Here is a 12087-nt window from a genome sequence, read left to right on the forward strand (position 1 = left end):
CGGGTCGTCCACAGCGGGGAGCCCTCTCCACAACCTGCTCCGGAGCGGCGCCAGAGGCCGGAGGCGGCGCCAAGGTCGAGGTGGCGGGCCGGTCGGCGGCCCGACGGACGAGGAGGGCCTCCCATGACCGGGACGCGACGGAACGGCGGCCGGGGCCGCGCAGCAGGGCCGGGCGGGTGGCGACGGGCCGTGGCACGTCGCTGGTCATCGGGCGACGGCGAAGAGGGCATGAGCACCGCGGAGTACGCCGTCGGGACGGTCGCCGCCTGCGCCTTCGCCGCGGTCCTCTACCAGGTGGTCACCGGCGGCTCGGTGGTCGCCGCGCTCGGCGACCTCGTCCAGTCCGCGCTGACCACGCTGTCCTGACCGCCGTGCGCACCCGCCCCGCCGCCGGCGACCGGGAGGCCGGCATGGTCACCGCCGAGACGGCGGTGGTGCTGCCCGTGCTCCTGGTGGTGCTGGCCGCAGCCGTCGCGGCGGTGGTCGTCGTGGGCGCCCAGCTGCGGTGCGTCGACGCGGCGCGGGAGGGCACCCGCGCCGCCGCTCGCGGGGAACCGGTGGCCGTGGTGCACGAGCTGGCCGGTCGGGCCGCCCCGGCCGGCGCGGAGGCGCGGCTGACCACCGACGGCGACCGGGTCACCGTCACCGTGACCGCCGCGGTCTCGCCGTTGGGCCCGCTGCCCTGGCGCGTCGAGGTGTCGGCCGGTGCAACGGCGCTCCGCGAGCCCGGTGCCGGGGACGGGACGACTCCGTGAGCCGCCCGCCGGAGCCGCCGGGCCGGAACGGTGAGCGGGGCTCGGCGACGGTGTGGCTGCTCGCCCTCGCGGGGCTCCTGGCGGCCGTCGGGGTCGCGGCGGTGCTCGTCGGCGCGGCGGTGGTCGCGCGGCACCGGGCGACCACCGCGGCCGACCTGGCCGCCCTCGCCGCCGCCGGGCGGGCCGTGCTGGGTGATCCCGGCGCGTGCACGGTCGCCGAGGAGGTGGCGGACGCGAACGGAGCGGCGGTCGAGTCATGCGCGGTCGGCGAGGGGGCCGTCGTGGAGGTGCACGTGGCGGTGCCGGTGCGGCTCGGCCCGCTGGGCGTCCTCCAGGCCCGGGCGCGCGCCCGGGCCGGGCCGGCGCCGCCCGCGGCCCCCGGGGTGCCGGCCTCAGAAGACGATGTCGTCCGAGCGGTCGTCCCCGGGGCCGGGCTCGGGCTCGGTCGCGGCGGGGCGGGTCGGCGGGGTGACGCCCCAGGTCGGGGCGGAACGACGGGCCGAGCGGCCGTGCCGGGGCGGCTCCCCGGGACGCCGGCTCCCGGCCGCGGCGGCAGCCGGGTCGCCGGTCTCCGCGCGGACGCCGTCGGCAGGGTCCGCGACCGGGTCCGGCTCCGGGGCCGCGGCGAGCTCGTCGAGCACCACGTCCAGCACCCGCACCGCACCGGCCTTGTCCAGCGGCTCGTTGCCGTTGCCGCACTTGGGCGACTGCACGCACGACGGGCAGCCGGACTCGCACTCGCAGGTGGCCACCGTCGCCCGGGTCGCCTGCAGCCAGTCCTGCAGCACCGCGAACCCGCGCTCGGCGAAGCCCGCGCCACCGGGGTGGCCGTCATAGACCACGATCGTCGCGGCGCCGGTGTCCGGGTGCAGCGCGGTGGAGACACCGCCGAGGTCCCACCGGTCGCAGGTGGCCAGCAGCGGCAGGATCCCGATCGACGCGTGCTCGGCGGCGTGCAGCGACCCGGGGAGCGCGGCGTCGTCCACCTCGGCGCGGGCCACCGCCCGGTCGTCCAGGGTCAGCCACACCGCGCGCGTGCGCAGCTGCCGGGGTGGCAGGTCCAGCGGGAACTCGGCCAGCACCTCGCCGGTCCCCAGCCGCCGTCGCTGGTACGCCACCACCTGGTTGGTCACGTCCACGACGCCGGTGTGCGCGGTGACGGTCCCCAGCGGGCGGATGCGCTCGATGGACACGATCGAGATGTCCACCGTGTCCCGGGCGACCGTCGTCCACTCCGGGCTCTCCGGGTGCACCACCGCGCAGGCCTCCTCGACGTCGAACTCGTCGACGACGTAAGTCTCGCCGCGGTGCACGTACAGCGCGCCGTCGTGCACCGTCGCGTGCGCGGCGTCGCCGTCGACGGTGCCCAGCAGCCGGCCGGTCGACCCCTCGATGATCGCGACCGGTGCCTCGCCGGTCCCGCGGATGTCCACGTCCGGCCGGCCCCGACCAGCCCAGTACCAGCCGGTCGGGCGGGCACGGAGCTCGCCGGAGGCCACCAGCTCGGCGATCTGGGCCTCGGCGACCGGGCCGCCGAAGTCGGCCAGCTCCTCGGCGCGCAGGGGCAGCTCCGCCGCCGCGCAGCACAGCTGGGGACCGAGCACGTAGGGGTTGGTCGGGTCGGTCACCGTGGCCTCGACCGGGCGGCCGAACACCGCGCGCGGGTGGTGCGCCAGGTAGTGGTCCAGCGGGTCGTCGCGGGCGACGAACACGACGAGGGACTCCCGTTGCGCCCGCCCGGCGCGGCCGGCCTGCTGCCACATCGACGCGAGCGTGCCGGGGTAGCCGGCGAGGACGACGGCGTCCAGGCCGGCGATGTCGATGCCGAGCTCGAGGGCGTTCGTGGTCGCGACGCCCAGCAGGTCGCCGGCGGACAGCGCACGCTCCAGCTCGCGCCGCTCCTCGGGCAGGTAGCCGCCGCGGTAGGAGTCCACCCGGGCGGCCAGGTCGGCGCGTCCGCGCGACCGCAGGACGGCCCGGGCCTGCTCGGCCACCGACTCGGCGCCGCGCCGGGACCGCACGAACGCCAGCGTCCGGGCGTGCTGCTCGACGAGGTCGGCGAGCAGCCCGGCGGCGTCGGAGGCGGCGGACCGCCGCAGCGGGGCGCCGTGCTCGCCGGTCCGCTCGGTCAGCGGGGGTTCCCAGAGCGCGAAGGTGGCCCCCGGGCGCGGGGAGCCGTCCTCCGTGACGGCCTGCACGGGCGCGCCCACCAGCCGGCTCGCGGCACCGGCGGGATCGGCGACGGTGGCCGAGGCCAGCACGAACACCGGCTCGGCGCCGTAGCGACGGCACACCCGCCGCAGCCGGCGCAGCACGTGACCCACGTGGGACCCGAAGACGCCCCGGTAGGCGTGGCACTCGTCGATGACCACGTAGGCCACCCGGCGCAGCGTGCTCGCCCACCTCTGGTGGGAGGGCAGGATCCCGCGGTGGAGCATGTCCGGGTTGGTCACGATCCAGCGGGAGTGCCGCCGCACCCACTCCCGCTCCTCGCTGGGGGTGTCGCCGTCGTAGGCGGCCGGCCGCACCGAGGGGTCGGCCAGCGCGGCCACCGCGGCGAGCTGGTCGCGGGCCAGGGCCTTGGTCGGCGCCAGGTACAGCACGCAGGCGCGGGGGTCCTCGGTGAGCGCGGTCAGCGCGGGCAGCTGGTAGGCCAGCGACTTCCCCGATGCGGTGCCGGTCGCGACGACGACGTGCGTGCCGCTGCGGGCCAGCTCGGCCGCAGTCACCTGGTGACCGAACGGAGCCAGCACGCCGCGCTCGGCCAGGCGGGAACGCAGCTCGGCCGGGACCCAGTCGGGCCAGTCGGCCAGCCGGCTCGGTCGTGCCGCCAGGTGGTGGACGTGGGTGACCGGGTCCTCGTCCGGGTCCGCGTGCGCCAGGAGGGCCTCGAGCAGGTCGGAGCCCGGGAGCGGGGCACCCGCCGGTCCACCGGCCGCCGCTCGGGCGGTGGGCAGGGACGTCACCACCCCACTGTCACACCGCGTCGCAAGCCGGTCACCACCGCTCCTGCGCCGATGACAGGAAGTGTGAACGGGATCACAGCAGGCACTGGTGCGCGGGCCGGTCCTACGGCACAGTGCCACCCACGCCGGGTCCACCCGCAGCAGTCGGGGCGGGGGCTCGGCGGGTGCGCGCCCACCTCGCAGCGGAGGACCCATGCCGGACACCGATCTCTCCGGAGGGGACCTGGCCCTCGTGGCCGTCGTCCTCCTCATCTCGCTCGCCGCCCTCGCCTTCGCCGCCTGGCTGGTCCGAGCCGTCCTCGCGGCCGACCAGGGGACGGCGTCGATGCAGGAGATCGCGCGGGCGGTCCAGGAGGGAGCAGGCGCCTATCTCAGACGGCAGTTCCGCACGTTGGCGGTCTTCGCCGTCATCGTGTTCCTGCTCCTCCTGCTCCTGCCGGTGACCGACGGCGGGTTCGGCACCCGCCTCGGGCGCGCGGTGTTCTTCCTGGTCGGCGCCAGCTTCTCCGCCTCGGTCGGGTTCATCGGGATGACGCTGGCGACCCGCGGGAACGTCCGGGTCGCCGCCGCGGCGGCCGCCGGCGGGCACCGGCCCGCCTTCAAGATCGCGTTCCGCACCGGCGGCGTGGTCGGGATGATCACCGTGGGGCTGGGGCTCTTCGGCGCCGCGCTGGCGTTGCTGCTGTTCCGGGACACCGCACCCGTCGTCCTGGAGGGCTTCGGCTTCGGCGGCGCCCTGCTGGCCATGTTCATGCGCGTGGGCGGTGGCATCTTCACCAAGGCCGCCGACGTCGGCGCGGACCTCGTGGGCAAGGTCGAGGCCGGCATCCCCGAGGACGACCCCCGCAACGCCGCCACGATCGCCGACAACGTCGGCGACAACGTGGGCGACTGCGCCGGGATGGCCGCCGACCTGTTCGAGTCCTACGCGGTCACGCTGGTCGCTGCTCTCATCCTCGGCCAGGTCTTCTTCGGCGCGGTCGGCATGGTCTTCCCCCTGGTCGTCGCGGCGATCGGGGTCATCTCCTCGGTCGTCGGCATCCTGGCCAGCAACCCCGGCGGCAACGACCGCTCGTGGATGACCCCGATCAACCGGGGCTTCTTCACCTCGGCCGTGGTGTCGCTGGTGCTGGTGGCCGCGGCGTCGTTCACCATCCTCCCGGCGGTCTCCGACGGGCTGGACGTGTCGGTCAACCCCCAGGTGCTCGGCTTCGTCTCGGTGCTCGTCGGCATCCTGCTGGCCGCGGCGATCCAGCAGCTCACCGGCTACTTCACCGAGACGGCGCGGCGGCCGGTCCGCGACGTCGGCCGCAGCTCGCTGACCGGCCCGGCCACCGTCATCCTGTCCGGCATCTCCCTCGGCCTGGAGTCGGCGGTCTACGCCGCCCTGCTGATCGGCGCCGCGGTGTACGGCGCCTTCCTGATCGGCGGCGCCGCCGCGCTGTACGCGGTCGCCCTCGCCGGGTGCGGGCTGCTCACCACCGCCGGCGTGATCGTGGCCATGGACACCTTCGGCCCGGTCAGCGACAACGCGCAGGGCATCGCCGAGATGTCCGGGGACATCGACGCCGAGGGCGCCCAGGTGCTCACCGACCTCGACGCGGTCGGCAACACCACCAAGGCGATCACCAAGGGCATCGCGATCGCCACCGCGGTCCTCGCCGCCACGGCGCTGTTCGGCTCCTACAACGCCAGCATCGGTGACGCCCTGGACGACGCGGGGGCCTCGCTCGGCGACGCCTTCACGCTCGTCTCGCCGAACAACGTCGTCGGCGCCGTCATCGGTGCGGCCGTCGTCTTCCTGTTCAGCGGGCTGGCGATCAACGCCGTCTCGCGGGCCGCCGGCCGGGTGGTCTTCGAGGTCCGCGAACAGTTCCGGTCCCACCCGGGGATCATGGACTTCACGGAGCGCCCCGACTACAGCCGCGTCGTGGACATCTGCACCCGCGACTCGCTGCGCGAGCTGGCCACCCCCGGACTGCTGGCCGTGCTGGCACCGGTCGCCGTCGGCTTCGGGCTCGGGTTCGGTCCGCTGGCGGCCTACCTGGTCGGCGCGATCGCGACCGGCACGCTCATGGCGGTGTTCCTCGCCAACTCCGGTGGCGCCTGGGACAACGCCAAGAAGATGGTCGAGGACGGCGCCTACGGCGGGAAGGGCAGCGAGGCGCACGCGGCCACCGTCATCGGTGACACGGTCGGTGACCCGTTCAAGGACACCGCCGGCCCGGCGATCAACCCCCTGCTCAAAGTCATGAACCTCGTCGCCCTGCTCATCGCGCCGGCGGTGGTCGGCTTGTCCGTCGGGGACGGCGAGAACACCACGGTGCGCGTGCTCATCGCGCTGGGCGCGACGCTGGTCATCGTCGCCGCGGTCGTGGTCAGCAAGCGCCGGTCGACCGTCGTCGGCGGGGACGACGACACGACGGCGGGTGCCGTGACCGCCGCTCCGCCCCCGCGCGCGGTCGAGGAGGCGCCCGACGCCGCCACGCTGTGGACGGGGTCGGCCGGTGTGGACGGCGAGCGGCCGCAGGTCCGCCCGTCCCCCTAGCGTCGCCGCGTCGGTCCCGCCCCGGGGCCGCTGCCGGCGCGACGGAGGCCCCGCGTGTCCTACCTGATCTCGGTCCAGCTCGACGCCCTGCGGGTGCTGCTGGACGACCTGGTCACGCTCGGTGCGGAGCTGCAGGAGGAGGCCGACTCCACCGCGGCCGGCCGGGCCTCGCCGGGTGCGGCGCTGCCGGGCCCGGTCGGCGAGGCGGCGGGGATCGTGGTCGCCGGGTGGGCCGACATCCTGACGGCGCTCGCGGCGCGCTGCCTGGCCGTGGCGGCCACGCTGGACGCCGCGCTGTCGGCCTACCGGGCCGCCGACGAGGGCCTGGGCGACCAGCTCTCCCGGGCCTGGGTGCCGGGCGTGGCGGTGCCGCGGTGACCGCGCCCGCGCAGCTGGCCGGCTGGGACGTCGACCTGCTGCGCGCCACGGTCGGCGCGCGGGCCGGGACCCCGGACCGGCTGACCGGCTGGCGGATGCGGGTGGAGGCGGTTGGCCGGCGGCTGGGCGGCGCCGAGTGCTGGTCGGGGCCGGCCGGGGCGGTGGCGGCCGAGGCGGTCGTCGAGCTGGCCACGGTTGCCGCCCGCGCGTCCGCGGCGCTGAGCGCGTCCTTCGAGAGCCTGCAGCTGCTCACCCACGAGGCTGCTCTCGGGCAGGAGGAGGCCGCTCGCGCGCTCGCCGTGGCCGCCGCCGCGGGCCTCTCCTGGGGCGAGCACGGGCGCGCCGCCGGCCTCCCGCCGGCACCGGTCAGCAGCATGGCGCCCGACCAGCTGGGGGAGGTGCTGGCGCGACGGGTGGCCGCGGAGCGCGCAGCCGCCGCCGCGGACGCCCTCGCCGAGGACGCCGCGGTGGCCGCCGCGCGGGCGCTGCGGGCAGCGGAGACCGCGGGGGAGCCGCTGGCCGAGGTCCGGGTCCCGGCGGGGACGGCACTGACGTTCGGCGCGCTCGCCGCCCGGTGGGCGCCGTCGGGCCCGGTGCCGGCCCCCGCGGTCCCTGCCGTCGACGCGCCGGCCGCCGCCTCCTGGTGGGCGGCCCTCCCCGCCGCCGAGCAGCTCGCCGCGGTGCGCAGCTCCCCGGCGGAGGTCGGAGCGCTGGACGGGCTGCCGGCCTGGGCCCGGGACCAGGCCAACCGGCTGGTCCTCGCCGACGCGCTGCGGCGGCTGCCGGAGGGCTCCGCGGGCCACGCCACGGCCGTCGCGGTCGCCGGACGGCTGGCGGCCCTGGAGGACGCCGGCCGTCCGGGCCAGCTGCTGCAGTTCGACCCGGCCGGGGACCGGGTGGCCGTGGCGGTCGGCGACCTGGACACCGCCGACGCGGTCGCCGTCCTGGTGCCCGGCATCCTGACCACCCCCGCGGACGACCTGGACGCCGTCCTCGTCGACGCGCTGGCCGTGGCCGCCGCGGCCGGCCCCGGGCCGGCCATCGCCGCGGTGGCGTGGCTCGGCTACCGGACCCCGCGCCTGGGCCCGAGCATGGCCTCGCCCCGGCTCGCCCGGCGCGGGGGCGCGGACCTGGACCGGGCGCTGGACGGGCTGGCGGCCGCCCGGGCCGTGCCGGGGGTGCCGCCCCGGCCGCGCACCACCGTGGTCGCGCACAGCTACGGCACCGTGGTCACCGGTGAGGCGGTGCGGGCTCCCGGGCGGATCGCCGCCGACGCGCTGGTCCTGCTGGGCAGCCCGGGGCTGACCGGGGGAGCGGCGGAGGACCTGGAGGCCGGCGAGGTGCACGGCGCCTGGTCGGTCGCCGATCCGGTGTCCTGGCTCCAGTGGTTCGGCGACACCCCGATGGACCCGTCGTTCGGCGACGCGCCGCTGCCGACCGAGCTCACCCAGGGCCACGTCGACTACCTGGACCCGGACCGGCCGACCCTGGCCGCGATCGGTGCGGTCGTGGCGGGGACACGTGGGTAGGGGTGAGGTCCGGGGGAGGCCGGGAACAGCAGCGGCCGCGAGCCGTTGTGCCGACGACGGCGCGCCCGTTCTGACTCGCCGCCCGGCCCCTCGGCCGTGCGGTGGCCTACCGTGGCGTCGCCGAGCGGGAGCACATGACCCTGCCCCGCGTGCGACCGGGTCCCGTCCCGGCCGCCTGCACCAGTACCCCGACAGGAGCACCGTGCCGCCGAAGACCACGAAGTCAGCCACCCGTACCGGTACCACCGCGCCCCGCAAGCGGGCTGCCGCGGCCGGCTCCCGGCCGCTGGTGATCGTGGAGTCGCCGACCAAGGCCGGCAAGATCGCCGGCTACCTCGGCAGCGGCTACGTCGTCGAGGCCAGCGTGGGTCACATCCGGGACCTGCCGCGCAACGCCGCCGACGTGCCGGCCGCGCACAAGGGCGAGTCCTGGGCGCGGCTGGGGGTGGACGTCGACAACGGCTTCGAGCCGCTGTACGTGGTCAGCCCCGACCGCAGGCAGCAGGTGAGCCGGCTCAAGCAACTGGTCAAGGAGGCCAGCGAGGTCTACCTCGCGACCGACGAGGACCGCGAGGGCGAGGCCATCGCCTGGCACCTGGTCGACACCCTCAAGCCCACGGTCCCGGTGCGCCGCATGGTGTTCCACGAGATCACCCCCGAGGCGATCGCCCGCGCGGTGGCCAACCCCCGCGAGCTGGACACCGCCCTGGTGGACGCCCAGGAGACCCGCCGGATCCTCGACCGGCTCTACGGCTACGAGGTCTCCCCGGTGCTGTGGAAGAAGGTCCTGCCGAAGCTCTCGGCCGGCCGGGTCCAGTCGGTGGCCACCCGCATCGTCGTCGAGCGGGAGCGGGAGCGGATGGCGTTCACCTCCGCCGACTACTGGTCCCTGGAGGGCACCTTCGCGGTGCCGCGGCCGGCCGGTGCGGACGAGGGCGAGCCCACCACGCTGCGGGCGCGCCTGGTCAGCGTCGACGACAGCCGGGTCGCGACCGGCCGGGACTTCGAGCCGACCACCGGCCGGGTCACCGGGGACGTCGTGCACCTCGACGAGGCCGGTGCCCGCGGGCTCGCCGCCCGTCTCGAGGGGCGTCAGGTCGCGGTCACCCGGGTCGACGAGAAGCCCTACCGGCGGCGTCCCTACGCGCCGTTCACCACCTCCACGCTGCAGATGGAGGCCGGCCGCAAGCTCGGCTGGTCCTCCGCGCAGGTGATGCGCGTCGCGCAGCGGCTGTACGAGAACGGCCACATCACCTACATGCGAACCGACTCGACGAACCTCTCCGACGAGGCGATCAACGCCGCCCGGCGGCAGGCCCGCGAGCTGTACGGCGACGCCTACGTGCCCGCCGAGGCGCGGCGCTACAAGAGCAAGGCCAAGGGGGCGCAGGAGGCGCACGAGGCGATCCGCCCGGCCGGTGACTCCTTCCGGACCCCCGGCCAGCTCGCCGGCCAGCTCGGCCGCGACGAGTTCCGGCTCTACGAGCTGGTCTGGCAGCGCACGGTGGCCTCGCAGATGGCCGACGCGGTCGGCCAGACGGTGAGCATCCGGCTCGCCGGCCGTTCGACCACCGACGAGGCCGTCGAGTTCACCGCCAGCGGGCGCACCATCACCTTCCCCGGGTTCATGCGGGCCTACGTCGAGTCCCGCGACGAGGGCGCCACCAGCGCGGACGACGACCACGGCAGCGACGATGCCGAGCGCCGGCTGCCCCGGGTGGAGCGCGGGCAGCAGCTGGACACCGTGGCCCTGGACCCCCGCGGCCACAGCACCAGCCCGCCGGCCCGCTACACGGAGCCGAGCCTGGTCGCGCGGCTGGAGGAGCTCGGCATCGGCCGGCCCTCGACCTACGCGTCGATCATGCAGACCATCCAGGACCGCGGGTACGTCTGGAAGAAGGGCTCCGCGCTGGTGCCCTCCTTCATCGCCTTCGCGGTGGTCAACCTCCTGGAGCAGCACTTCGCCCAGCTGGTCGACTACGACTTCACCGCGTCCCTGGAGAACGAGCTCGACGAGATCGCCAACGGCGGGCTGGGCCGGGTCGACTGGCTGACGGAGTTCTACTTCGGCGGGGAGGGCCGGCACGCCGGCGCCATCGCCCGCTCCGGTGGCCTCAAGCAGGTGATCGGGGAACGGCTGGAGGAGATCGACGCCCGCGGCATCAACTCCATCCCGCTGCGCGCCACCGGCCCGGACGGTGAGCCGGTGGTCGTGCGGGTCGGCCGGTACGGGCCCTACCTGCAGGCCGGCGGTGAGGACGGCGCGCGAATCAGCATCCCCGAGGAGATCGCCCCGGACGAGCTGACCAGCGAGCGGGTCGCCGAGCTGCTCGACGCGCCGTCGAGCGACCGGACCCTGGGCACCGACCCGGAGACCGGGCACCCGGTGGCGGTGAAGGCCGGCCGCTACGGCCCCTACGTCACCACGGTGGTGCCCGAGGACAGCAAGGAGCAGCCGCGCACCGCGAGCCTGTTCAAGTCGATGTCCCCGGAGACCGTCACGCTGGAGCTGGCGCTGCGGCTGCTCACCCTGCCGCGCACGCTCGGCACCGCGCCCGATGGCGAGGAGGTGCAGGCGCTCAACGGCCGCTACGGGCCCTACGTCAAGAAGGGCACCGACTCCCGCTCGCTGGAGACCGAGGACGCGCTGTTCTCCGTCACCCTCGACGAGGCGCTGGCGATATTCGCCCAGCCCAAGCAGCGCGGCCGCGCCGCGGCCAAGGCGCCGCTGAAGGAGCTGGGCGCCGACCCGGTCAGCCAGGGCCAGGTCACGGTGCGGGAGGGCCGATTCGGCCCCTACGTCACCGACGGCGAGGTCAACGCCAGCCTGCGCAAGGGCGACGACGTCGAGACGATCACCCTGGAGCGGGCGGCGGAGCTGCTGGCGGACCGTCGCGAGCGGGCGCCGGTGAAGAGGAAGGCGGTCAAGAAGACGGCCGCGAAGAAGGCGCCGGCGAAGAAGGCCACCAAGGCGACCGCGAAGAAGACGACGAAGAAGGCGACGCCCGCGGCGACCGACGTCGCCGAGCCGGTACCCGCGGGCAGCTGAGACCGGGCGGCGCGGTGGAGGGCTGGCAGGAACGCCGGACGTCGTTCGGCTCGATGGCAGCCGACTACGCCGCGCTGCGCCCCGGCTACCCCGCCGAGGCGGTCGCCTTCCTCCTGGGGAACCGGCCGCGGCGGGTGCTCGACCTCGGTGCGGGCACCGGCCTGCTCACCGACGTGCTGCTCGCGGCGGGACACCAGGTGGTCGCCGTCGACCTCTCCTCGGGAATGCTCGACCAGCTGCGTGCCCGGCTGCCGCAGGTCGTGGCGGCGGTCGGGGGCGCCGAGCGGATCCCGCTGCCGGACGCGAGCGTCGACGCCGTCGTCGCCGGCCAGGCCGCCCACTGGTTCGACCCGGCGCCCGCCGCCGCCGAGCTGCGCCGGGTGCTGCGGCCCCGTGGGGTGGTGGGGTTCGTCTGGAACACCCGCGACGAGCGGGTGCCCTGGGTCGCGGCGCTGGGGCGGTTGCTCGCCGCCGAGGCCCGGGACCACGCGGCCGACCAGGGCGTCGTCGCGCGGTTCGCCGCGGAGTTGCCCGCGGAGGTGACCGTCCTCGGCTCCGCCGTGGTCCAGCGGGTGACCTCGGAGCAGGTGGTCGGCGGGATCGGCACCCGCAGCTACGTCGCCACGATGGACGACGCCCGCCGCGCCGACTTCCTGGGCCGGGTCCGGGCACTGCTCGCCGAGCACCCGGACACCCGCGGCCGGGACGTCCTCGAGCTGCCCTACCGGACGCGGGCCTACCGGCTCAGGCCGCGCTGAGCCGCTCCGAGGTGGTCCGGATGGCGCCGTCCCGTCGGCGGCGCCCGGTACGGTGACCTTCCGGTCCCACCGCACCTCGCAACACCACCCGGGAGTTCCGATCA

8 protein-coding genes and 1 pseudogene are annotated in these 12087 nt (G+C 76.0%); 8 read left to right on the forward strand and 1 reads right to left on the reverse strand.

Translation table 11 applies throughout. From position 1 onward, the window contains the following. The first annotated feature begins 123 nt into the window (after nt 1–123). From HK417_RS01205 to HK417_RS26845, 3 genes and pseudogenes are all read left to right on the forward strand, one after another. The gene (locus HK417_RS01205; protein WP_222262481.1) at nt 124–366 is read left to right on the forward strand and encodes a DUF4244 domain-containing protein; all 243 of its coding nucleotides are present in this window, start codon (nt 124–126) and stop codon (nt 364–366) included. Between the two features lie 5 nt (nt 367–371). Continuing rightward, nucleotides 372–755: a TadE family type IV pilus minor pilin gene (locus HK417_RS01210; RefSeq protein ID WP_308123294.1), complete on the forward strand. Its 384-nt coding sequence runs from the start codon at nt 372–374 to the stop codon at nt 753–755. Then, nucleotides 752–1105: pseudogene (locus tag HK417_RS26845) on the forward strand (Rv3654c family TadE-like protein); the annotation flags it as partial. The gene HK417_RS01210 and the pseudogene HK417_RS26845, both read left to right, overlap by 4 nt. A 42-nt stretch (nt 1106–1147) precedes the next feature. Here the strand turns inward: HK417_RS26845 and HK417_RS01220 are convergent. Then, nucleotides 1148–3721: a DEAD/DEAH box helicase gene (locus HK417_RS01220; protein ID WP_308123295.1), complete on the reverse strand. Its 2574-nt coding sequence runs from the start codon at nt 3719–3721 to the stop codon at nt 1148–1150. 193 nt (nt 3722–3914) lie between these two features. On the opposite strand from HK417_RS01220, the gene HK417_RS01225 reads away from it, so the two are divergent. From HK417_RS01225 to HK417_RS01245, 5 genes are all read left to right on the forward strand, one after another. After that, nucleotides 3915–6269, forward strand: a complete 2355-nt coding sequence (locus HK417_RS01225; protein WP_261325569.1) for a sodium-translocating pyrophosphatase — start codon at nt 3915–3917, stop codon at nt 6267–6269. 54 nt (nt 6270–6323) lie between these two features. After that, on the forward strand, nt 6324–6647 hold the full coding sequence (locus HK417_RS01230) for a hypothetical protein (protein WP_222262483.1): 324 nt from the start codon (nt 6324–6326) through the stop codon (nt 6645–6647). Then, nucleotides 6644–8176: an alpha/beta hydrolase gene (locus tag HK417_RS01235; protein WP_222262484.1), complete on the forward strand. Its 1533-nt coding sequence runs from the start codon at nt 6644–6646 to the stop codon at nt 8174–8176. Before HK417_RS01230 ends, HK417_RS01235 begins: the two co-directional genes overlap by 4 nt. Nucleotides 8177–8378: 202 nt before the next feature. After that, nucleotides 8379–11225 (forward strand): type I DNA topoisomerase, encoded by a 2847-nt coding sequence (gene topA / locus HK417_RS01240; RefSeq protein ID WP_222262486.1) that lies wholly within the window; start codon nt 8379–8381, stop codon nt 11223–11225. Between the two features lie 14 nt (nt 11226–11239). Then, on the forward strand, nt 11240–11983 hold the full coding sequence (locus HK417_RS01245) for a class I SAM-dependent methyltransferase (RefSeq protein WP_222262488.1): 744 nt from the start codon (nt 11240–11242) through the stop codon (nt 11981–11983). Nucleotides 11984–12087 lie beyond the last annotated feature (104 nt).

This window comes from Modestobacter marinus (genome assembly GCF_019799945.1).
In the GTDB taxonomy this organism is placed as follows: Bacteria; Actinomycetota; Actinomycetes; order Mycobacteriales; family Geodermatophilaceae; genus Modestobacter; species Modestobacter marinus_B.

Coding starts and splice junctions, on each gene's coding strand:
- HK417_RS01205 (WP_222262481.1), top strand. CDS start 124: ATGACCGGGACGCGACGGAACGGCGGCCGGGGCCGCGCAGCAGGGCCG.
- HK417_RS01225 (WP_261325569.1), top strand. CDS start 3,915: ATGCCGGACACCGATCTCTCCGGAGGGGACCTGGCCCTCGTGGCCGTC.